This is a genomic window from Paenarthrobacter sp. NPDC056912 (assembly GCF_042786555.1).
Taxonomy (GTDB): Bacteria; Actinomycetota; Actinomycetes; order Actinomycetales; family Micrococcaceae; genus Arthrobacter.
Genome location: NZ_JBHUCD010000003.1, coordinates 13174 through 35127 on the forward strand (window position 1 = coordinate 13174; position 21954 = coordinate 35127).

Consider the following 21954-nt stretch of genomic DNA (forward strand, 5'->3'; position numbering starts at 1 on the left):
CTACCAACACAGATCTGAGTGGGAAATGAGCATACGAACTATTCCATCAGGCCAACTGAACGGCAATGGGCTGCGGCCGCGGCTGCGGATTGCGGTAGTTGGGGCCGGCTACTGGGGCCCCAACCTTGCCAGGAACTTGAAAGCGAGCCCCGACTGGGACTTGGTGGCCATTTGCGACCTCGACGTCGAACGCGGGCTGAAGCTCGCTGAGACGGTTGGCGGAGTGCCCGTCGTCGAGTCCTTGGACGAACTCCTGGATACGTACAACCTGGACGCCGTCGCTGTGGCAACGCCCGCGCATACCCATCACGGCGTGGTGATGACTGCCCTGCGCGCCGGCAAGCACGTGCTGGTGGAGAAGCCGCTGGCCGACAGTCGCGCCAAAGGCATTGAAATGGTGGAGGAAGCCAAAGCCAGGGGATTGGTCCTCATGGCAGACCACACGTACTGCTTCACCCCGGCAGTCCTGAAAATCCAGGAACTGGTGGCCAGCGGCGCCTTGGGCGACATCCTGTACGTGGATTCGGTCCGCATCAACCTTGGACTCGTCCAACCAGACGTCAACGTCTTCTGGGACCTGGCCCCGCATGACCTCGCAATCCTGGACTTTGTCCTCCCCGGCGGACTGCACCCCACGGAAATTGCCGCCCACGGTGCCGATCCGCTGGGCACTGGCCGGGACTGCGTGGGACACCTGACGTTCGGGCTGCCCAACGACGCCATGGTCCACATCCACGTGAACTGGCTCAGCCCCACGAAGATCCGCCAAATGATCATCGGAGGATCAAAGAGGACCCTTGTGTGGGATGACCTGAACCCCCAACAGCGCCTCAGCGTCTATGACCGCGGGGTCAGCCTGGACCATCAACCACGGTCCGCAGCGGACAAGAAGGCCTCCGCTATCTCCTACCGGCTTGGGGACACGTGGTCGCCGGCGCTGCAGGAACGCGAACCGCTGGGACAGGTAGTGGCAGAACTTGCCTCGTCAATCAGGAACCACACCACACCCCGAACCAGCGGCGAATCCGGGCTCCGGGTTCTGTCAGTCCTTGAAGCCGTCACCCAAAGCCTGGGCACCGACGGGCGGTCCACGGTGGTGGCCGGCAACGAGGTCAACCTCCAGGTTGCGCGGTGAAAGAGCTGCTCGGCGCCAACGTGCTGGTCACAGGCGGCGCCGGAACCATAGGCTCCACGCTCGTTGATCAGTTGCTCGACGCCGGGGCGGCGCACGTCGACGTACTGGACAACCTCGTCCGGGGCCGCCGGGCAAACCTGGATGACGCTTTGGCCAGCGAACGGGTCCGCCTGGTCGAAGGCGACTTGCGGGACCGCGACCTTGTCCATGACCTCACCCAAGGCAAGGATCTGGTGTTCCACCAGGCTGCCATCCGCATCACGCAGTGCGCAGAAGAGCCTCGGCTGGCCCTTGAGGTCTTGGTTGACGGGACCTTCAACGTCCTCGAAGCTGCCGCGGACCACAAAGTGGACAAACTCATCTCGGCCTCAAGCGCGTCCGTCTACGGCATGGCCGAACAGTTTCCCACCAAAGAGAACCATCACCACCACAACAACGACACTTTCTACGGCGCATCAAAGTCGTTCAACGAAGGAATGGCCAGAAGCTTCCGTGCCATGTCGGGACTGAATTACGTCCTGCTCCGGTACTTCAACGTTTACGGCCCCCGAATGGACGTCCACGGACTGTACACCGAGGTGCTGGTGCGGTGGATGGAACGGATCGTGGACGGCCAACCTCCACTGATTTTCGGCAGCGGGGAACAAACCATGGATTTCATCCACACCGCAGACGTCGCAAGGGCCAACGTCCTGGCGGCCCTCAGCGATGTGCAGGAAGGCGTGTACAACGTGGCCAGCGGTACCGAAACCAGCCTGGCCGACTTGGCACACACCTTGCTCAGAGTCATGGACTCGCCCCTGCATCTGGAACACGGTCCGGAGCGCGCAGTGAACGGCGTGGCTCGCCGCCTGGCGGACGTCACCGCAGCCAGGGAGGACCTTGGTTTCGAGGCAGCCGTTGGCCTGGATGACGGCCTGCGGTCGCTGGTTTCCTGGTGGCAGCCGCTCCGCGGGGAAATCGCGGCAGCACGGCTCGTGGGTCGCCCCGAGGCTCCGGCAGTAGGTGCACGATGACCGCACAGGAGACCGGCTTGCGGCGCATAGACGTCATGAAGCCATGGCTTGGCGCCGAGGAAGCCCAAGCCGTCGCCGAGGTGATCGCATCCGGTTGGGTGGCCCAAGGCCCCAAAGTCCGGCAGTTCGAGGAAGCGTTCGCCCTCGAGCAGCAGGCTGGCTTCGCCGTCGCAACCTCCAGCTGCACCTCAGCGCTGCATCTGGCGCTCGCCGTAGCCGGTGTAGGTCCAGGCGATGACGTGGTGGTTCCTTCCTTCTCCTTCATTGCCACCGCGAACGCAGCAACCTACGTGGGAGCACGTCCGGTGTTCGCTGATGTCAGCCCCGTGACGGGTTGCGTGACCGCTGAAACCATTGCGGCCGCCCTGACCCCGGCGACGAAAGCTGTCATCGCTGTTGACCAAGGCGGAGTTCCGGTGGACCTTCAATCCCTCCGGGTCCTCTGCGACCCGTTGGGCATCACAGTGGTCGAAGATGCCGCATGCGCCATCGGTTCCCGGTACCGTGGGCGCCCGGTAGGTTCCGGCGCCGAGGTTGCCGCGTGGTCGTTCCACCCCCGCAAGATCCTTACGACAGGCGAAGGCGGAATGCTTTCAACGTCCCGGCAGGACTTCGCCGACAGGTCCCGCCGGCTCCGCGAACACGCCATGAGCGTTTCGGCCACCGACCGTCACGCCAACATCCTCGCTCCCCCGGAGGAGTACCTCGAGGTGGGGTTCAACTACCGCATGACCGATCTTCAGGCCGCCGTCGGAATCGTTCAACTGGGACGGCTCAGGGAGGCTGTGCAGCGCCGGCGTGACTTGGCCGACGCCTACGCTGAGGCTCTAGCCGGCGTCGAAGGCCTGCGGTTGGTACGGGACCCCGACTACGGTACCGGAAACTACCAATCGTGCTGGCTGGAAGTCGGGGAAGATTTCACCCTGGACCGGGACGCCCTGATGGAACGGCTGGCCCAGGACGGAATCTCCGCCCGGCGAGGCATCATGGCCGCTCACCTCCAGCCTGCCTACGCGGGGAAGGACACCGGCAGGGCCTCACTGGAAAACACTGAGTGGCTCACCAACCACACCCTCATCCTGCCTCTGTATCACCAACTCGAAGAGGGCGACCAAGCCCGCGTCATCGAATCGGTGCTCCACGCCGCCGGGCGGGGAACATGAGCGAACTCCTCCTCATCGCGGCCAGCGGCCTGGCCCGGGAAGTGCTTGCCATGGTCCGCAGCAGCGGGCCGTTCGACGTCATCGGGATCCTCGACGACGACGAGGACAAGCTTGGGCGGGTGGTGGACGGCGCCCATGTGCTCGGCCCGATCCGCGATGCCTTGAAATTCCCCCACGCCCTCCTCCTGGTGTGCATTGGTTCCGGCAGCGGCCGGGAAAGCGTCGTGATGAGGCTGCGCGCCCTCGGACTCGCCGAGGACCGCTACGCCACAGCGATCGATCCCTCAGTCCATGTGCCCGAGGGATGCATGATAGGCCGCGGAAGCATCCTTCTGGCCCATGTCAGCATGACAGCGTCGGTGACGCTCGGCAGCCATGTCGTGGCCATGCCAGGGGTCACCTTCACGCACGACGACGTCATCAGCGACTTCGCGACGTTCGCCTCGGGCGTCTCCCTTGGCGGTAACGTCCACATCGGCCGTGCCGCCTACATCGGGATGAACGCCAGTGTCCGCGAGCGCCGGACCGTCGGCGCCAAGGCGACAATCGGCATGGGGGCCGCAGTACTGACCGATGTCCCCGAGGACGAGACTTGGGCCGGTGTGCCGGCCCGGGTGATCCGGCGGGGCAATTCGCCGGCGCTGGAGGGCATCCAGTGAAACTCACGCGTCCCATTCCCCTGCGAAGCCGGCCGAGTGTCTCGGTGGTGGTTCCTTGCTACAACTATGGCCGGTACCTGCCGGACGCCGTAGCGAGTGCACTGACGCAGGAGGGTGTGAACGTTGAGGTCATAGTGGTTGATGACGCCTCCACGGATGACAGTGCCGGCGTGGCCTTGCAACTGGCCTTGGCGGATAAACGCGTTTCAGTGGTATTCCATGAAAAGAACCAGGGGCACATCGCCACGTACAACGACGGCCTCTCCAGGGCCAGGAACCGCTATGTCACGCTGCTCTCGGCCGATGACCTGATCGCGCCGGGGGCCTTGGCACGTGCCGCGGCGTTGATGGAAGCGAACCCCCGGGTGGGGATGGTGTACGGCCTCCCCAAGGACTTCACGGACCAGCCGCCGCCGCGGGCTTTGCATGAGCACACCACATGGACCGTGTGGGGAGGCAAGGGGTGGATCTCCCTGGCCTGTGCACGGGGTCGGAACTTCATCCTTTCCCCCGAAGTGGTCATGCGGACGGAAGCTGTTCTCAGCATCGGCGCGTACAGTGCGGCGCTGCCGCACTCGGGAGATCTTGAGTATTGGCTGCGGGCTGCGGGGTCCTGGGATGTGGGCCGGATCAACGGACCAGTCCAGGCGTACTACCGGGTCCATGGGGCGAACATGCACCAAACGGAGTACGCGGCCGCTGCCGTGGACCTCCATCACCGGCTTGAGGCCTTCCGCGTCCTTGAGGATCCCCGCTTTCCGTCGTCCCCGGAGACCCGGGCCAGGCAGTTGCAGCGGGCAAAGCGTGCACTGAGCAAGGAAGCAGCCCAGCTCGGGTTCAGGGAGACCACCCGCGGCGGTTCAGTGGAAGCCGCCACGGAACTCCGAAAGTTCATCGAATGCCTGCATGATGTCCCTGGCAACATCCACAGGGCCAACGCGCTTCAGTCGCGGATTACCCGGGCCGCCAGCGGCAAGAGGCCCGGGACGGGTCCGTCCGCTGCTGAGTTTGTGCGTAGCCAGTTGGACCGCGTCCGCTGGCGCCTGTGGGCGATGACGGGGATCTCATGACTACCGTCCGAGGTCAGGACCGCACGCTGGGCCACCGGGCCGCGAACGCCACGGTCTGGGGCGGGGTCAACATGGCGTTGGGCAGGATCGTCCAGTTCACCACCACTATCATCGTTGCCCGGATGATTGCGCCGGAGCACTTTGGCGCTCTTGCTGTCGCCATCGTGGTCCAGACAATTGCCACCAACATGGCCGAGCTTGGCGCGACTGCCGCGCTGGCAAGGGGCAACGGGGATCCGGACAAGATCGCCCCCACCGTTTTCAGTATCGCTTTGGTGACAAGCGGGATCATGACGGCGGCCGCTATTGCTTTGGCGCCGGCACTGGCCGCGGCCTTTGACGATCCCGCCGCAACACCGGTCATCCAGGTGCTCTCCATCACCATCCTCTTGCAGGGGATCGGCGCTGTCCCGTCCACGATGGTGTGGCGGGAGTTCCTGCAGAAGCCGCGTGTCGTCGTCGACGTCGGCAGCGTTCTGACGGTCCTGGTGCTCGTGGTTCCCATGGCCCTGGACGGCTGGGGCGCCATGGCTCTGGCCTGGTCCAGGGTAGGCGGCCAGCTTGTTGCCATGGTCGGGTATTGGATCATCACCCCCAAACGCTATGCGCCCGGTTTTGACCGGACCGTGGCGGGGGAGATCCTGCGCCTGGGAATGCCGTTGGCCATGGCGAACCTCGTGGTGTTTGTCACCCTCAACATGGACTACCTGTTGATCGGCCGGATGCTGGACCCGACGGCCCTGGGCTTGTATTTGCTCGCTTTCAACCTGGCCGGCCTACCAAGTTCAGTGATCACGGCAGTCATCCGCGCAACAGCGGTGCCGACATTCGGCCGGCTCTTCGCCGAAGGCACGCTTGGCACGCTCGCGGCCAGGTTCGTGGCCGGTGTTTCGTACTGTGCTTTCCCCATTTCCGCCCTGCTCATAGCGTTGGCCCATCCGCTGATCGTGACCGCCTACGGTGAGGCCTGGGCCCCGGCCGGGATCGCACTGGCCACGTTGGGGGTGTTCGGTGCCACGCGGATCCTTGTGGAGCTCTTCGCCGACCTGAGTTTGGGCGCTGGTCGGACCGGGTGGCTTTTCTGGGTCCAGGTGGCGTGGCTTGTCGCCCTCGCACCGGCACTGTACGTGGGCATAACGCAGTGGGGTATAGCGGGCGCGGGCATAGCCCACGCCACCGTTGCCTGCCTCGTGGTTATTCCCCTCTACGTCAAAGCCTTGACATCGGTCCTGCGAATCTCCGCCTGGCAGCTGATGGGGGGAAGCCTTCCCTCGCTTCTGGCCGCCAGCGCAGCAGGGCTCGTTGCCTGGCTGGGTACCAACGGGATCACCGACCCCGTGCTCGCAGTGGTCGCGGGCGCATTGCTCGGGACCATGACCTACGCCCTCCTGACGTTCCGCCAAGGCAGGGCGTTGGCCGGGGAGATCCGCTCCTTGCTGCACGCCAAGGGGACCGCGAGCGATGAAACGTCACCGCATGCTTCCACGCAGGGAAGAACCGGTACGCCATGAAGCCCACTCTGAAGAACCTTGACTTCGTTATCAAGCGTGTCCGCAGGGACGGCCTCGCTTCGGTGGCGCGGACCGTGATGGCCCGGGCAGCGAACACGATGGTGGACGCCTGGCATTTGTCAGAGCCCAGCCTTCCCTTGCGGGAACCCGACATCTGCGATCCCGGACTCGTTTACCGCGAAGCCCCGGCCCGGCGCACGGCGGCACCGCTGTCTGTTGGCTGGGTCTGCACCCCACCAGCGCCCGGCTCGGGCGGGCACACCACGTTCTTCCGCATGGTCAAAGGCCTTGAAGACCGGGGACATCAGTGCACCTTGTTCCTCTACGACCGCAATGACGACGACGTAGACCGGCACACCGAGACCATCCGCCGATACTGGCCGGAGCTGCGTGCCGTGGTTCGCAGCGCCACGGATGGAATGGAAGGGGTGGACGCCATCGTCGCGAGTTCCTGGCCCACGGCACATGTTGTTGCCGCAAGGGCCCCGCGCGGCGTCCATCTCTTCTACTTCATCCAGGACTACGAACCGTACTTCTACCCCAGGGGAGCACACTACGCGCTTGCTGAAGACAGCTACCGCCTGGGCCTCACCAACGTTGCCCTGGGAGCGATGATCGGTGAAGCCATGAAGGCCGAACTGGGGTTTGCCCCGGGAGCGGTAGTTCCCTTCGGCTGCGACACGGGCGTTTACCGGCTCCTCCATACCGCCGGACAGGCACCGCGCACGGGAGTGGTCTACTACGCCAAGAAGTCGGTGGATCGGCGCGGTTACCTCCTCGCCAAACTGGCACTCGAACAATTCCACGCGCTACACCCCGAACAAGAAATCCACATCTACGGCGATGTGATCACCGGATGGTCAGTGCCCGTCACCAACCACGGCAACCTGGCTCCCCGGGAACTCAACAAGCTGTACAACCGAACCATCGCAGGCCTGGCCATATCCTTCACGAACATTTCACTGGTACCAGGAGAGCTGCTGGCCGCCGGCAACGTCCCCGTACTTAACAAGGCAGCTTTCGCGTCGGGCCTCCTCACAGAGGCAGGACCAATCTGGGCATCCGCAACGCCCGCCGGGCTCGCCGCAGCCCTCGCGGAGGTAGTCAGCGCCCCTGACATTGCGGCACGGGCAATCAGCATTGCCGGCCGGGACCGGCCCAATTGGGCCGCAACCCAAAGTACCTTCGCGGACCTGGTGGAGGCTGCCTGCACCAGTGCACCCTCCACCCTTGCGGACCACCGGTTGGCCCCCGCGGACGGTGTCCAACCATGAGGTCAGCACGCAAAGCCCTGGTCTTCCCTCCCGCTCCAGAAGTCGGAGTGGATGACCTTACGGTGAATCCCGCCACATCAGGCCACGTCTCCCTGCTGTTGCAGTTCGCAGCGTTCGGGGTCTTCTTCTTCCCTTCGAACATGGTCATCAAGCCCTTGGGGGCCGTAGGAACCGTGCCCGTCCTCCTGGCCCTGCTGCTCCTGGCCCTCTGGGTGTGCTCCATGCTCTTCGGCTTGAACCATCCCCTGAAGGGCAGGCACCCGGGCAGGCTGGCGATAGGTCTGCTGTGGGTGGCCACGTGCGCTTCCTACGTAGCCATGTTCTCCGGTCTGTCCGGGGACACCAGCGCCGCATCACAGGCCGCCGCCGACCGGTGGCTGATACTCGTCCTCGCGAGCGGCGGAATCATCCTCGTCACGGCAGAGGCCGTCCGGACCGTGAACCATGCGATGTCGCTGGTACGGGCAATCCTCGCCGGAGCGTTCTTCTGCTGTTTGGTCGCAGCAGTACAGTTCGTCTTCCGGATCAACCCGATGGTGTGGATCCAGGAGGCGCTTCCCGGGTTCACGGACAACGGAGGCAACACCGCATTCCAAGTCCGTGGCTACTTGGTGCGGGTGGCCGGCAGTACGTTCCATTCCATCGAACTGGCGGTGGTCTGCTCCATGCTGCTGCCCCTGTCCATCTGGCGGGGCCTGTACGACCCCATCGGCCGTAAGTGGTTCCACTGGACCGGAACGGCCTTGCTGGTTTTCGCCATCGCATCCACCGTCTCCCGCTCGGGGGTGCTCGGGCTCTTCCTCGGACTCCTGGTGTTCATCCCGTTCATGCCAAAACCGGCCCGAAACTGGGCTGTCATCACCGCACCGGCGGCCTTGGCCGTACTGTTTGTGGCCATGCCCGGGCTGGTGGGGACCTTGACGTCATCCTTCACAGCCGGGGACAGCGACCCCTCCATCACCACACGGACCAACAACTATCCCCGCGTAGCCGCCATGGTTGCGGAGAATCCCGTCCTTGGCCTGGGCCCCGGAAACTACCTGCCCAGCAACGCCCTGTACATCCTGGACAACCAGTACCTCAACTCCTTGGTGACCTTGGGCATCGTCGGCTTCATCGCCACGGCCGTCTATTTGGCGCTTCCTGGCCTCTCAGCGGCCATCGCAGCCCGCGCGTCCCGAGTACCTGCACTCCGGGCGCTCGCCGGGGCCGTGGCGGCCGGAGGCATCGTAGCGGCTGTCTGCGCACTCACCTTCGATTCCATGGCCTTCCCGGTCTTCACCCTGACCTACCCGTTCATCGTTGGCCTGGCCGGCGGAACCTGGATCATGATCCAGCGCGAGCTGGTGCTGCGAAGACAGACCAGCACCAGCAGCGGAACGCCCCCACTCCAACCCACCGAACGCTTTACCAGCACCAGATTCGAGGACATCACATGGACCCGATAGCCGTACTCAAGACACTGTGGCACCACAAGCTCGTGGTGCTTCCCGTACTGCTGCTGACAGCAATCGCGGCCGTGTACGTGTACTCCTTTGCGCCACGGCTCTACGAGGCCAAAGCAACCTACGCAATCGTGAATCCGAAGATCCCCTCCGAGGCCGAGATGGAGAAGGACCCCGCCCTCCGGAACCTCAACGCGGACAATCCCTACCTCCGCTCCGCCGACTCATCACTGATCGCGCAGGTGGTCGCCACAAGGCTCAGCGACGATTCCACGGGGGAGGCCATGAAGAGCGGCGGCCTGAGCACAGACTTCACCGTTGCACGCCCTCCGTCGTCCTTCCTCATCGAAATCTCGGCGGCAGCTGACAGCAAGGAATCGGCCATCGCCACAGTCCATGCCCTCGGCACCCGGTTGGAGGAGGACCTCAAGACCATCCAATCGGTCAACGGCGCGGCCGAACAGTACCTCTTCACCTCGATCATGATTGCTGCACCCGATGACGCCACGGAGCAGTTCTCCAGCCGCCTCCGCTCCCTGATCGTCGTCGCTGTTGCCGGCCTGGTCCTTGTCATCGGCGCCGTTTCAGCGGCCAGGGGAGTTGAGGCAGCAAGGGAACGATCACCGAAAGCGGCCCCGCGCCGCCAGAAGGGGACCCGTAAGAAGCACTCGGACACCAGCAGCAATGAGGCCCCGCCAGGGAAAAGCCCGGAAGCGCCCGCTGAACGGTCCAAGGCAAGCTCCCTCAAACACCGTGACGAACTGGCGTTCCGCGACGTCATGGAGCACGGCTCCGACGCCGACGCTTTTCCAGGAAACGAGACATTTCGCGACACCATCAACGCGAGGGCAACAGGGAAAACAGCCGTGAAAGAGACCAGGGTCTGACGGGTGAGGCGTGAAAGCAAAGACAGCTGTCATAGGCGCGGCGCTGCTGGCAGGCGTCGCCGTGGTCGCCTCCGCCGCCACCGGAGTTCCACGTCTCACCACAACCACCCCGCAGGAGCCTCCCCAGGTGTCCGTTCCAGCAGCCACGGTACCGGCCGACGCCCCACCGGGTAGCCTGGCGCTGCGGCCCGTCGACGGTGGACCGGACTACTACTCCCGCTACAAGAACGGACTCCCGTCAGACCCATCTTTCTTCCCCGTGGGTGTCTGGTTCGAAAGCGTCCTCGACAAAGGCAACATTGCCTTGGACACGGGGGTCGGCATCAACACCTATGTAGAGCTCACAGGCAACTCCGACCTGCAGCTCGTCCGGGCCTCCGGAATGTACGCCATACCCACGTTCGAGTCCGCACATGCCTCAGGATTCGCCCTGAGCGATGAAGTGGACATGTGGGCAGGTCCCGGCAGCGTCCCTTGGACAGGCAAGTACCCCGGCGAAGGCGCCCTTTGCATCCCCGAACAGGGCAAATGCGGCTACACCGTCCAAAAGGAACGCCGGGCAGCCGCACCGCAAGGAACAATGCTGTACGCCAATTACGGCAAAGGCGTAACGTTCTGGCTCTCTGACGAAGAGTCGGTCGAGTTCTTCAAAGGAATCCAGGACATCGTCTCGGCGGACAACTACTGGTTCACCGACCCCAACATCTGCGCCAAAGGCGAAGGCGGCGCCATCATCGGTTACGAACGCGACCTGACACCGGACGAATGCAGGCTGGCATCGAACTACGGATGGACCGTCGAACGCGTCCGCACACTGCAGACCCTGGCCTCCGCCACCACCCCCATTTGGGCGTTCATAGAAACCGGACACCCCTTCAAGGACTCCGCCAACGCAGCCTCCATCACAGGACCCCAGATCCGTGCAGCCGTGTGGAGCAGCCTCATCCACGGCGCAAGGGGAGTCATCTACTTCAACCACAACTTCGGTGGCGACTGCATCTCCCAGCACGTACTGCGGGACTGCGGCGAACAGATACGACCCGCAGTTACAGCCCTCAACAAACAAATCAAGGAACTCGCGCCCGTCCTGAACGCTCCGTTCCTGGACGGAGCGGCAACCGTGACCGGCCCCATTGACGCAGCCAGCAAACTCTACAACGGCAAGGTCTACGTCCTGGCAGGTGCCAACAAGCAGGCCGGCGGCACCGCAACCATCCACGTGCAATGCGGCGGCAGCTCCGCCGTCGTCATCGATGAAAACCGGACCATCCCCATCGTGGACGGAAACTTCACCGACGCGTTCGCCGACGGCAACGCCGTCCACCTCTACAGGATCGAAGGCGGCGGCAGCTGCGGCTTCTGACTAACGGCTGCTGTTATCCCGCTCCCACACCACCGGCCGCTTACGGGACAACAGCGGACGACGGCGGCCCGCACCGGCGAACACGATGTAGACGGCGGCGTCAACAGCGGTCAGCGGCCCCCGGACCGAAGCAAGCAACTCCTGCAACGTACGTCTAGTAGACACACCCACATATCCGGAATCCTGCTGCGAATTCCCACGATAGGCCCGGCGCAGGACAGCCAACAACGCCGCAGAGGTCCGAGGTGTGCGAACCACCACAGGCTCAGTACGAACAACAGCCTTCTCCCGCGCCTCAAAGAGCCGGTCAACGTAGTAGTCATCTCCCGTCAAAGCAGGAAACGAACCCAAGCGCTCATGCCCGGAGCGGCTCAAAGCATACGCACCGGCACCCCAAAGCCCCTGGGAGTTGCCCGGTACCCGGTCGCGTGCACGGTAGTAGGCGCGGACCAGCACCGAAGCACCCAAAGTGTCGTAACGAAACGCCGGACGCGCAGCCAACAGCCCCTCACCGTCCAAAGCCCTGAAAACCTCACGCAAAGCCCCCGCACTGACCTCAATATCGGCATCCAGGTACAGCCGCGGCCACCGCTGCGTCACCTGGTCAGCGGCATTCAACGCAGCAGTCTTTGACGCTTCCGCCACCTGAAGGACCCGGACACCCCTGTAACGGGCCGCGATCTCCTCGGTGTCATCCGTACACCCATTGCAGGCCACCACCACATCAACAGTGCCCCACCCGATGACCTCCGTCAGCGAATCAAGCGTCCGCGCAATAACGGAAGCCTCATTGTGCGCAGGAATGATCACCGCGCCAGAGGGGGGAGGCCCGTCAACGAAGGAACGTCCAAGCCCTGTCCGCGTAGCTTTGGGAAGAGCATCCCGCTGCCGACGACTCACCACTGCCAACACAGCCCCGCGATGCCCCGGCTTATGGACCCGCACAAGCTCCGACGCCAGGACAGCGCCCTTGAACAACACCAACTGGCCCCGCCCAAGGTACTTGGCCGCATAACGCACACGGTTGACCGACATCAACGCCGTCAACTGAGCCGACGTACCCGAACCCCCACGCTCATGCCACATCCGGGCACCCGGCTCAAACCAAATGCCGTACCCCGCCTCACGGACACGCCGGCAATAATCCGTCTCCTCGGAATACAGGAAGAACTGCTCATCCCACACCCCCACCACAGCGGCGGCATCGGCACTGATCAACAGCGCAGCACCGGTGGCCCAGTCAACACGATGCCCATGCAAATAGCTCTCCGGCTCAAAGTCCATCTCAGACAACCACCCCGGCCGCGCCTGCAACCGGCTGCCCAAAGCCGCATCGCCCAGCGCTCGCAGAATCCTCGGTTCGCGGCGCAACGACGGATAGACGCTTCCGTCATCGTCCAACAGGACGGGCACCACCATGCCAGCCCCCGAATCCTGCATGCGTTGGCGCATCGCGGCAATGGCGCCGCGTTCAACGCGCAGATCGGGGTTCAGGATGAGGTAGGTGTCTGCTTCACCGGCTGCGGACAAGGCACGATTGATGCCGCCGGCGTAGCCAAGGTTGCCTCCAGTAGGGATCGTGGTGACGTCAGGGTGGCCGGACAGCTCGTCCAGGGTCCGGTTGTCTGGCGAGTTGTCCGCCACCACCACCTTGATCGACTGGTCGGCGGTTTCCTTCCGCAGGCTGGTAACCAGCGGCCCGACATCGTCCGCGTTGTTGTACGTCACCACGATCACCGCGACGTCGGCCCGCTCTGAAGCGGGCACGAAAAGTCCCGGAGCACGGCTGGGGGCGTACTCCGGGACGGCTGGGGGACGGTTGCTCGTCAGGCTCGCCGACTCTGCGACGCTGCTGCTGCCGTTGCGCAGTTTCAGGTACGCCTCAGGGCCGTCAACCAGATAACGGCGGGCCAATCTGCGCGGCTCCAGCACCAGGCGCCACGCCCACTCGAGGCTGTTGTCACTGACCCAGGACGGAGCACGCCTGATGTGGCCTGCCAGGAAGTCCACTACCGCACCAAAAGCAAGCAATACCTTGGCGCCAGTCAAATGACCGTATTCGGCGATCCACAACTCCTGGCGGGGCTTCCCCAAGCCCACCACAAGGATGTCCGGGGCGCTTGCGGCCACATCGGCCGCCAGCTCACTGGACGCCTTGGCGTCCCCCAGCGTGGAGCGCTCCGGAGCCCACCATCCGGCCACCTCCAAACCCGGCCGCTCCACCGCAAACTTGCCGCGGATGAGTTCCTGCGTCTCTGGCGAGCCACCCAGGAATCCCACGCGCAGCCCCCGAACCGCTGCCTCGTCCAGCAGGGGTCCTACCAGGTCACTCCCTGCCAACCGGGGCCACGCACGTGCGGTCAGACGTCGCGCTTCCGTCGCCAGGGGTGCGCCGTCAATCAAGGTCAGCCACTCCACAGACGATGATGCCGGATCGAGGGTACCCAGCCAGCGGCTTCCCACGCCAAAGTGGCGGATGTGGTCCAGGTTCGCTGAGCACACCCCCAAGGGCGGTGCCCCTTCCGTGGATGCGCGTGCCAGGATTTCCTGAAGCGCGTCGTCGAACTCCACCAGCTTCACGGGGACCCCTCCCAAGTTCACCCACGGAGCTTCGGGGGAGCCTGCCTCGGGGCCAACTTCATTGGCGCCTGGTGGGAGGAGGAAGCTCGGGCCGGCGAGGTCGGGGCGCGGACTCCGGTGGGGGACCGCCAAGGGGCGAACGTCCCGGGTGGGCATGATCTTCGGTAGCAGCATTCTTGACTCCAAGCTCGGGTCCAGCTCAAGGCATCACCATGTTGCCCACGATCCGAGGCTGCTGCACTGCCCGGATCGTGGGTGGCGGACTCATGCCGCCCATCAACTGTTCACTTGAGTTGTCTCCCGGCCCCTCGTGGAGGCTGCCGTAGGGCCACTTTAGGCCGATTTCACGGCCGGCGCCATAGCTGCGGTTGGTCCTGCTGCCGCCGACGAATTCCGCAACCGCCGCTAAGAACCGCCGTCGAGATATTCAGCCAGGCGCTGGGCCGCCGCCGGCGGATCAAAGCCGGTCGCGCGGATCTTGGACAGATCCAGGACACTGCTGCGCGGACGCGGGGCAGTCCCGGGCTTCGCATATTCTTCCGTGCTCACGGGCGTCACCTGCCCAGGATCGGCTCCGCACAGCCTGTACACGTCGCGTGCCACCTGGGCCCAGGATTGCCGCTCACCACTGCTACTGATGTTGTAGATCCCGTACGGAGCCTCATGGTGGAGCAAGTGCCGGATCCCCGCCGAGATGTCTGTTGCGAAGCTCACCCTTCCCCACTGGTCATCCACCACTGACACAGAGGCTCCCCGCGCCGCCAGCCCGGCCATGGTTCGAACAAAGTTCTTTCCTTCACCCACCACCCAGCTGGTCCGCACGATGTAGTGCTTCGGCACCGCCGCCACCGCTGCGTCTCCGGCGGCTTTGCTCTGTCCGTACACGCCCAAAGGCCCGGGAATCTCTTCCTCGGTGTGGGCATCGGCGGTGCCGTCGAAGACGTAGTCGCTGCTGACGTGGACCAGGGTCAGTGAATGCTCGACGGCGGTCCTCGCCAAGCGGGTTACGGCAGCTGCGTTGATGCTCCAGGCCGCTGTGCGGCCGTCCGCGGTCTCCGCGGCGTCCACGCCGGTAAAGGCGGCCGCATTGATGATGGTGCCGTATTTGCGCCAGTCCGTGGCACGGTAGGCCTTTTCCGAGGTGACGTCGAACTGTGCACGGCCCGCGAAGTCCACGGTGGGGTCGCCGTCAAACGCCCGACGCAGCGCCGTGCCAAGTTGACCGTCCGCTCCCAGGACCAAGGTACGCCGCCGCTCCATGGGCCTGACGTCCGCCAAGCGTGGATGGGTCCTGTCCTGCGGCGAGACGGTGGCACGGTCCAAGGGAATCGGCCAAGGCACGGCGACGTCCTCATCGGCCAGGTTGAGGAACGTGTACTCCGCCTGCGCCTGGGCACTCCAGTGGTCATTGACCAAGTACGTATAGGCGGTGTCGTCCTTCAAGGTCTGGAAGGCGTTGCCTACACCGCGCGGAACGTAGATGGCGTCCTTGGCCGTGAGTTCGGCGCAGAACAGCGTGCCGAACGCCGGGCCCTCGCGGAGGTCCACCCATGCGCCGAAGATGCGGCCCGAGGCAAGGGAAATGAACTTGTCCCATGGCTCAGCATGAATCCCGCGGGTGGTCCCGCGTGCGGCGTTGAAGGAAATGTTGTTCTGCACGGGCTGGAAGTCCGGCAAGCCGACGTCCAGCATCTTGCTCCGGTGCCAGTTTTCCTTGAACCACCCTCGGTTATCGCCGTGAACCGGCAACTCGAAGAGCATCAGCCCGGGGATAGGGGTGGTCCTTGCTGTCAGTTGCCGCGCCGGTTCCATGGGCTAGTGGCCCTGCCCGGCGTACTTGGACTCCGTTGCCGCCTTCTGGGGGCGCCACCAGTCCTCGTTGTCCTTGTACCACTGAACAGTGTCAGCCAGGCCTGCATGGAAGTCGCCGAACCGCGGTACCCAGCCGAGTTCCCGGCGGAGTTTGGCCGAATCGATGGCGTAGCGAAGGTCGTGCCCTGGCCGGTCGGTCACCAGATCGAAGGCATCGGGGGATTGGCCTGCAAGGGAGAGGAGCATCTCCACAACCTCACGATTGGACCGTTCTCCGTCCGCCCCGATCAGGTAGGTCTCACCCAGCCGCCCGCGCTCGAGAATCGCCAGTACCGCGGAGGAGTGGTCCTCCACATGGATCCAGTCCCTGACGTTGCGCCCGTTGCCGTAGAGGCGGGGACGGCCGCCGTCCAGGATGTTGGTGATCTGGCGCGGGATGAACTTCTCAACGTGCTGGTAGGGACCGTAGTTGTTGGAGCAATTGCTCACGGTGGCCTTCAGGCCGAACGAACGTACCCAAGCGCGCACCAACATGTCGGAGCCCGCTTTCGTGGCGGAATAGGGACTCGTGGGCCGGTACACGGAATCCTCGGTGAACCGCTGGGGATCATCCAAGGCCAAGTCACCGTAGACCTCATCGGTGGACACATGATGAAAGCGCGTGCCGTGCTTCCTGGCTGCTTCGACCAACGTGAAGGTGCCCACCAGGTTCGTATCCACGAACGGCCGGGGATCGGCCAGGGAATTGTCATTGTGGGACTCGGCAGCAAAGTGGACCACAGCATCCACGGCGGCCACGAGCCTGTCCACCAACGGCGCATCGCAGATGTCCCCTTGGACAAAGTCGAAACGCACCGACGGCAATCCGGACAAGGATTCGATGGTGCCTGCGTAGGTCAGTTTGTCCAATACCGTGACATGGAGCCCTGTGTGCTCCATGATGTAGTGGACAAAGTTGCATCCGATGAATCCGGCCCCGCCGGTGACAAGGATTCTCTGCATGGCCCTAGAGTAGCCGTCCGCGGCGAGACTGGGCACAGGTGAGGACGGCAGGTTTGCGAGGAATTGTTCTTGCAGGTGGGACGGGCTCAAGGCTCCACCCCATCACGCTCGGAATCAGCAAGCAGCTGGTTCCCGTGTTCGACAAGCCGATGATCTATTACCCCCTGTGCACGTTGATGCTCGCCGGGATTCGGGACATCCTGATCATCACCACGCCGGGGGATGCAGCCCAGTTCCAGCGGCTCCTTGGCGACGGCTCCCAGTTCGGCATCAACCTCACGTACGCCGAGCAGCCGACGCCGGACGGCCTCGCGCAGGCGTTCATCCTGGGGGAGGAGCACATCGGCAGCGGCAAGGTGGCCCTCATCCTGGGGGACAACATCTTCAACGGGCCCGGAATGGGCAACCAGCTTCGCCACTATGTGGACGTCGACGGCGGTGCCATCTTCGGCTATCGGGTCAAGGACCCCACCGCTTACGGCGTGGTGGAGTTCGACGACGACGGGCTGGCAGTTTCCATCGAGGAAAAGCCCGCAGTACCCAGGAGCAACTACGCCGTTCCCGGACTGTACTTCTACGACAACAATGTGGTTGCCATGGCAAAGGACCTGGAACCCTCCCCGCGGGGGGAACTGGAAATCACCGACATCAACCGCAGGTACATGGAGCTCGGCCGTTTGCACGTCCAGAAGTTCCCCCGGGGCACTGCCTGGCTGGACACCGGTACGTTCAGCGACCTGAACGATGCTTCAAACTATGTCCGAACCACTGAGAACCGGCAGGGCTTGAAGATCGGCGCTCCCGAAGAGGTGGCATGGCGGATGGGGTACCTGAACGACGACGAACTCCGCCAGCAAGCGGCCAAACTCGCAAAGAGCGGCTACGGAAGCTACCTGTTGGACATCCTGGACCGCCAATAGCCGCGAACTAGGCGGCAGATACATCCTCGAGCGCGCGCGCAATTTCCGCGGGCAGGACTGTCAGCTGGGCGTCCAGCAGTTCCTTGAGCTGGACGGCGTTCCTTGCTCCGACGATCGCAGTCGAAACCCCGGGTCGGGACAACAGCCAGCTAAGGGACACATCCAACGGCGAACGTCCCAATCCTCGTGCCGCCATGGCTACGGCTTCGACTATCCGCGAAGCCTGCGGCTCAAGGTACGGTTCCACGTAGCCGGCGAGCCTGCTTTGGGCGGCACGGGAATCGGCGGGAATTTGCCCGCGGTATTTACCGCTCAGGACGCCCCTGCCCAGCGGTGCCCAGGCCATCAGGCCCAACCCGGCATCCTCCACGGCCGGAATGAGTTCGTCCTCGGCTTTGCGTTGGACCAGCGAATACTCAGACTGGTTGGCCACCAGCGTAAACCCCGCCACCGCAGCGGCCTTGGCTGTCTGCCAGCCGTTGTAGTTGGAGATTCCGACGTAGCGGGCTCGTCCTGTCCGTTGGGCGAGTTCCAACGCTGACAGGGTCTCGTCCAGGGGCACGTTCGGGTCCCACTCATGGGCGAACCAGATGTCGATGTAGTCGGTTCCAAGCCGGGCGAGGCTGGCATCCAGGGCGGACAGCATTGCGCCGCGTGAGGCGTTGATGCTGCGCCTGGAATCCGACGACGACACGCCGGCTTTGGTCGAGATGACAACTTCAGAGCGGGCCACCACATCGCCCAACATGGAACCCAGCATCGCCTCGGCCTGGCCTTGGGCGTAAGACGCCGCGGTATCGATGACCGTGCCTCCGGCGGCGACAAATGCATGGAGTACCTCGGCAGCGTCCTGCTCGTCTGTTTCCTGGGCCCAGGACATGGTGCCAAGGGACAATGAGGACACACGGAACCCGCTGTTTCCGACATAACGCTGCTGCATAGCAGCAAGCTTACGGGGAGTTCCGGGTGTTCATGACGTAGGGTCTATTCACGTGAACTGGATAGAAGCAGCCTTGCTGGGCCTCGTGCAGGGCCTCACCGAATTCCTCCCGATCTCCTCAAGCGCACACCTGCGGATTGTGGGTTCATTCCTTCCGGATGCAGCCGACCCGGGTGCGGCGTTCACCGCCATCACGCAGCTCGGAACGGAAACTGCCGTGATCGTCTACTTCTGGCGCGACATTGTCAGGATCGTCCGGGCATGGTTCGGGTCCCTGACCGGCAAGGTCGAACGCAACAATCCCGATGCCCGCATGGGATGGCTGGTTATTATCGGCAGCCTTCCGATCATCGTCCTCGGCCTCTTGTTCCAGGACCAGATCGAGTCCGTCCTGCGGAGCATGTGGATTGTGGCCACCATGCTGATTGTTTTCGGCATGATCCTCGCCGTCGCCGATGCCATCGGACGGCAGGAGAGGGATCTCACGCAACTCACCTATAAGCACGGCATCTTGTACGGCTTCGCCCAGGCCATGGCCTTGATTCCCGGCGTTTCCCGCTCGGGCGGAACCATCACCGCAGGCCTGCTCATGGGCTACACGCGTGAAGCGGCAGCCCGGTATTCCTTCCTTCTTGCCATTCCCGCAGTCTTCGGCAGCGGCCTCTACCAGCTGTACAAGACAGTCTCGAATGAAGGTCTCGCGGGACCCTACGGCCTTCCGGAAACGGCCCTGGCCACGGTCATAGCTTTTGTTGTTGGCTACGTCATCATCGGTTGGTTCCTGAAATTCGTGTCCACCCGCAGCTACCGCCTCTTCGTTTGGTACCGCATATTCCTTGGACTGGCCTTGTATGTCCTGCTCGGTTTCAATGTGATCAGTGCCTAGCACTAAGGTTGAGTCGTGAAATCGTGGACCTCCCGCCCTGTTCCAGAGCTGCCCGGCAGCATGCCGCAACTACGCCTCTTTGACACCGCCGTGGGCGGGGTCGTGGACGTCGAACGGCAGGCCGAACAGTCCATGTACGTCTGCGGGATCACTCCTTATGACGCAACGCACATGGGGCACGCCGCCAGCTATGTGGCGTTCGACCTCCTGAACCGGGCCTGGCGCGACGCCGGGGTCCGGGTGTCCTATGTCCAGAACGTCACGGATATCGACGACCCCCTGCTGGAACGGGCCACGGCCACAGGGGTGGACTGGCGTGAACTGGCGCAGAGCCAGATCGAGCTTTTCCATAGCGACATGGACGCCCTCAACGTCCTTGCCCCCGACCACTACATCGGCGCTGTCGAGGCCATCCCGGACATTGTGCCCGCCATCGAGCAACTCCTCGCGGACGGCGTCGCCTATCGCGTCCACGGTACAGACGGCGAACCCGACGGCGATGTCTATTACGACGTCGAAACGGCCGGCAAGCGCTCAGACGCCACAGACGCCTGGACGCTGGGCGACGTTTCCGGACTGGGCGAAACGGAAATGCTGTCCTTGTTCGCGGAACGCGGCGGCGACCCTGCCAGGTCCGGCAAGCGCAATGCTCTGGACCCGCTGCTGTGGCGGGTGGCCCGCGACGGAGAGCCGAACTGGCCCGGTGCAACCCTGGGTGATGGACGGCCTGGTTGGCACATCGAGTGTACGGTCATCGCGCAGAAGCATCTTCCGGAGCCCTTCACCGTCCAAGGTGGCGGCTCGGACCTCATCTTCCCTCACCATGAAATGGGCGCCGGACATGCGTACTCGCTCTCCGGCATTCCCCTTGCCCGGCACTATGCCCACGCCGGCATGGTGGGCTTGGACGGCGAAAAGATGAGCAAGTCCAAGGGAAACCTGGTTCTCGTTTCCAAGCTGCGTGCAGCGGGTGAGGAACCTGCCGCCATCCGGCTCGCCATCCTTGCGAACCACTACCGCGCCGACTGGTCGTGGACCGAAGAAACCTTCGAGTCAGCCAAGTCACGGCTCGCTCGCTGGCGTGAAGCCCGGGATCAGGCCCCGGCAGGTTCGGCCGCCGGACTGGTCGCGGCGATGCGGCGTGAGTTGGCAAACGACCTCAACGCACCCGGGGCCATTGCCGCAATCGATCAATGGGCCGTCGAGGCCTTGGACAACAATTCCGAGGCCTCCGCGCTGGACAGTGCGATCATTTCGGACGCCGTCAGTGCGTTGCTTGGTGTGGAGCTCTAGTTCATTGCTAAAAAACCAATGGCCCTGACGTGTTCGTCAGGGCCATTGGTTTCTTATCGAATTTTCAGGGCCTGTCCTTGCCACGGCGTTTGAGGTACCGCTCGAATTCGCGGGCAATCGACTCTCCGGAGGCTTCGGGCAGGTCGGCGGTGTCTTTTGCTTCTTCCAACTGCCGAACATAGGCAGCAATCTCCGGGTCCTCGGTTGCAAGCTCATCCACACCGCGTTCCCAGGCCTCGGATTCTTCTGCAAGGGCCTGGCTGTCCAGGGGAACCTGGAGCAGGTCCTCAACCTTGTGAAGGATGGCCAGTTGGGCCTTGGGGGAGGGAGGCTGGGCAACGTAGTGGGGGACCGCCGCCCACAATGACACGGTGGGCAAACCGGCCAGCATGGCGAACTCCGCCAACACACCCACAATTCCCACCGGCCCCTCGTACTGGGAAGCCTCCAGGTTGAGGCGCTCCCGGAGGGAACTGTCCTCGGTGGTGGTACTCACCGGTATAGGACGGCTGTGGGGTACATCGGCCAGTAGGGCGCCGATCAAGATCACGGAATCAACCTTGAGCGCCTCGGCGTGAACCAGCAATTCGGTGGTGTACGCCCGCCAACGGTAGGAGGGTTCGGTGCCCAGCACGAAGACGACGTCCACATTGCTGTCCGGGACAGCTGCCTTGTAGATCCTGGTTGATGGCCATTTGACCTTCCGGGCGCCGGAGGATGTACGCCGCACGGTGGGACGGGTGAACTGGAAGTCGTAGTACTCCTCGGCATCAACCGTGCCGACCTTCTTGCCGTCCCAAAGCTTGTTCAAGTAGTGCAGCGCATCACTGGCGGCCTCACCGGCGTCGTTCCAGCCCTCAAAGGCTGCAAGCATTACGGTGACGCGTTGGCCGTCCGCAGCTTCCTTGAGGAAACGCTCGGGCTCCGCGGTGATGTCCTGCCCTTCGGGGGTCCCGTCCACACTGTTCATCCACTCACCCTACGTCCAAGACCCTCGG

General features: G+C 63.8%; 18 protein-coding genes. 13 read left to right on the top strand and 5 right to left on the bottom strand.

Going from position 1 to position 21954, the window contains the following annotated elements:
• Window positions 1-25 precede the first annotated feature (25 nt).
• The 10 genes from ACFRJ9_RS04095 to ACFRJ9_RS04140 are packed head-to-tail and all read left to right on the top strand — an operon-like array spanning window position 26 to window position 11523.
• Window positions 26-1135, top strand: a complete 1110-nt coding sequence (locus tag ACFRJ9_RS04095; RefSeq protein WP_377664722.1) for a Gfo/Idh/MocA family protein — start codon at window positions 26-28, stop codon at window positions 1133-1135.
• A complete protein-coding gene (locus tag ACFRJ9_RS04100) occupies window positions 1132-2151 on the top strand; it encodes an NAD-dependent epimerase/dehydratase family protein (RefSeq protein ID WP_377664724.1) in 1020 nt (339 codons plus the stop codon). The genes ACFRJ9_RS04095 and ACFRJ9_RS04100 overlap by 4 nt, the downstream gene beginning before the upstream one ends.
• Window positions 2148-3314, top strand: coding sequence for a DegT/DnrJ/EryC1/StrS family aminotransferase (locus ACFRJ9_RS04105; protein ID WP_377664726.1), 1167 nt, complete (start codon window positions 2148-2150; stop codon window positions 3312-3314). The genes ACFRJ9_RS04100 and ACFRJ9_RS04105 overlap by 4 nt, the downstream gene beginning before the upstream one ends.
• Entirely contained in the window at window positions 3311-3973 is a 663-nt protein-coding gene (locus ACFRJ9_RS04110) for an acetyltransferase (RefSeq protein WP_377664728.1), read from the top strand. Before ACFRJ9_RS04105 ends, ACFRJ9_RS04110 begins: the two co-directional genes overlap by 4 nt.
• Window positions 3970-5043, top strand: coding sequence for a glycosyltransferase family 2 protein (locus tag ACFRJ9_RS04115; protein ID WP_377664730.1), 1074 nt, complete (start codon window positions 3970-3972; stop codon window positions 5041-5043). Before ACFRJ9_RS04110 ends, ACFRJ9_RS04115 begins: the two co-directional genes overlap by 4 nt.
• Entirely contained in the window at window positions 5040-6554 is a 1515-nt protein-coding gene (locus ACFRJ9_RS04120) for an oligosaccharide flippase family protein (RefSeq protein WP_377664732.1), read from the top strand. Before ACFRJ9_RS04115 ends, ACFRJ9_RS04120 begins: the two co-directional genes overlap by 4 nt.
• A complete protein-coding gene (locus ACFRJ9_RS04125) occupies window positions 6551-7828 on the top strand; it encodes a glycosyltransferase family 1 protein (RefSeq protein WP_377664734.1) in 1278 nt (425 codons plus the stop codon). Before ACFRJ9_RS04120 ends, ACFRJ9_RS04125 begins: the two co-directional genes overlap by 4 nt.
• Complete coding sequence (locus ACFRJ9_RS04130; RefSeq protein WP_377664736.1) at window positions 7825-9276, top strand: O-antigen ligase family protein; 1452 nt, start codon at window positions 7825-7827, stop codon at window positions 9274-9276. Before ACFRJ9_RS04125 ends, ACFRJ9_RS04130 begins: the two co-directional genes overlap by 4 nt.
• The gene (locus ACFRJ9_RS04135; protein WP_377664738.1) at window positions 9264-10160 is read left to right on the top strand and encodes a chain-length determining protein; all 897 of its coding nucleotides are present in this window, start codon (window positions 9264-9266) and stop codon (window positions 10158-10160) included. Before ACFRJ9_RS04130 ends, ACFRJ9_RS04135 begins: the two co-directional genes overlap by 13 nt.
• A 10-nt stretch (window positions 10161-10170) precedes the next feature.
• Window positions 10171-11523 carry a hypothetical protein gene (locus ACFRJ9_RS04140; RefSeq protein ID WP_377664740.1) on the top strand — a complete coding sequence of 451 codons (1353 nt, stop codon included), beginning with the start codon at window positions 10171-10173 and terminating at the stop codon, window positions 11521-11523.
• On the opposite strand, the gene ACFRJ9_RS04145 is transcribed toward ACFRJ9_RS04140, so the two are convergent.
• From ACFRJ9_RS04145 to rfbB, 3 genes are all read right to left on the bottom strand, one after another.
• Window positions 11524-14277, bottom strand: a complete 2754-nt coding sequence (locus ACFRJ9_RS04145) for a WecB/TagA/CpsF family glycosyltransferase (RefSeq protein ID WP_377664742.1) — start codon at window positions 14275-14277, stop codon at window positions 11524-11526. It abuts the gene before it with no gap.
• A gap of 231 nt (window positions 14278-14508) precedes the next feature.
• Window positions 14509-15915 (bottom strand): sugar nucleotide-binding protein, encoded by a 1407-nt coding sequence (locus ACFRJ9_RS04150; protein WP_377664744.1) that lies wholly within the window; start codon window positions 15913-15915, stop codon window positions 14509-14511.
• 3 nt (window positions 15916-15918) lie between these two features.
• Window positions 15919-16917, bottom strand: coding sequence for a dTDP-glucose 4,6-dehydratase (gene rfbB / locus ACFRJ9_RS04155; RefSeq protein WP_377664746.1), 999 nt, complete (start codon window positions 16915-16917; stop codon window positions 15919-15921).
• A 53-nt stretch (window positions 16918-16970) separates the two neighbouring features.
• Here rfbB and rfbA point away from each other — a divergent pair, with 53 nt between their 5' ends.
• Entirely contained in the window at window positions 16971-17837 is an 867-nt protein-coding gene (gene rfbA, locus ACFRJ9_RS04160) for a glucose-1-phosphate thymidylyltransferase RfbA (protein ID WP_377664748.1), read from the top strand.
• A gap of 7 nt (window positions 17838-17844) precedes the next feature.
• Here the strand turns inward: rfbA and ACFRJ9_RS04165 are convergent, their stop codons facing one another.
• On the bottom strand, window positions 17845-18777 hold the full coding sequence (locus ACFRJ9_RS04165; RefSeq protein WP_377664750.1) for an aldo/keto reductase: 933 nt from the start codon (window positions 18775-18777) through the stop codon (window positions 17845-17847).
• Window positions 18778-18829: 52 nt separating this feature from the next.
• On the opposite strand from ACFRJ9_RS04165, the gene ACFRJ9_RS04170 reads away from it, so the two are divergent.
• Together ACFRJ9_RS04170 and mshC are read left to right on the top strand one after the other, a co-directional pair.
• On the top strand, window positions 18830-19663 hold the full coding sequence (locus ACFRJ9_RS04170) for an undecaprenyl-diphosphate phosphatase (RefSeq protein ID WP_377664752.1): 834 nt from the start codon (window positions 18830-18832) through the stop codon (window positions 19661-19663).
• 15 nt (window positions 19664-19678) lie between these two features.
• Window positions 19679-20956 carry a cysteine--1-D-myo-inosityl 2-amino-2-deoxy-alpha-D-glucopyranoside ligase gene (mshC, locus tag ACFRJ9_RS04175; RefSeq protein WP_377664754.1) on the top strand — a complete coding sequence of 426 codons (1278 nt, stop codon included), beginning with the start codon at window positions 19679-19681 and terminating at the stop codon, window positions 20954-20956.
• 64 nt (window positions 20957-21020) lie between these two features.
• Here the strand turns inward: mshC and ACFRJ9_RS04180 are convergent, their stop codons facing one another.
• The gene (locus ACFRJ9_RS04180; RefSeq protein ID WP_377664757.1) at window positions 21021-21926 is read right to left on the bottom strand and encodes a PAC2 family protein; all 906 of its coding nucleotides are present in this window, start codon (window positions 21924-21926) and stop codon (window positions 21021-21023) included.
• Between the last annotated feature and the right edge of the window lie 28 nt (window positions 21927-21954).

Bases quoted from the DNA above. Each gene is read 5' to 3' on its own strand.
- ACFRJ9_RS04095 (WP_377664722.1), top strand. From the start codon at position 26: ATGAGCATACGAACTATTCCATCAGGCCAACTGAACGGCAATGGGCTG.
- ACFRJ9_RS04105 (WP_377664726.1), top strand. From the start codon at position 2,148: ATGACCGCACAGGAGACCGGCTTGCGGCGCATAGACGTCATGAAGCCA.
- ACFRJ9_RS04110 (WP_377664728.1), top strand. From the start codon at position 3,311: ATGAGCGAACTCCTCCTCATCGCGGCCAGCGGCCTGGCCCGGGAAGTG.
- ACFRJ9_RS04120 (WP_377664732.1), top strand. From the start codon at position 5,040: ATGACTACCGTCCGAGGTCAGGACCGCACGCTGGGCCACCGGGCCGCG.
- ACFRJ9_RS04125 (WP_377664734.1), top strand. From the start codon at position 6,551: ATGAAGCCCACTCTGAAGAACCTTGACTTCGTTATCAAGCGTGTCCGC.
- ACFRJ9_RS04130 (WP_377664736.1), top strand. From the start codon at position 7,825: ATGAGGTCAGCACGCAAAGCCCTGGTCTTCCCTCCCGCTCCAGAAGTC.
- ACFRJ9_RS04135 (WP_377664738.1), top strand. From the start codon at position 9,264: ATGGACCCGATAGCCGTACTCAAGACACTGTGGCACCACAAGCTCGTG.
- ACFRJ9_RS04145 (WP_377664742.1), bottom strand. From the start codon at position 14,277: ATGCTGCTACCGAAGATCATGCCCACCCGGGACGTTCGCCCCTTGGCG.
- ACFRJ9_RS04150 (WP_377664744.1), bottom strand. From the start codon at position 15,915: ATGGAACCGGCGCGGCAACTGACAGCAAGGACCACCCCTATCCCCGGG.
- rfbB (WP_377664746.1), bottom strand. From the start codon at position 16,917: ATGCAGAGAATCCTTGTCACCGGCGGGGCCGGATTCATCGGATGCAAC.
- ACFRJ9_RS04165 (WP_377664750.1), bottom strand. From the start codon at position 18,777: ATGCAGCAGCGTTATGTCGGAAACAGCGGGTTCCGTGTGTCCTCATTG.
- ACFRJ9_RS04180 (WP_377664757.1), bottom strand. From the start codon at position 21,926: ATGAACAGTGTGGACGGGACCCCCGAAGGGCAGGACATCACCGCGGAG.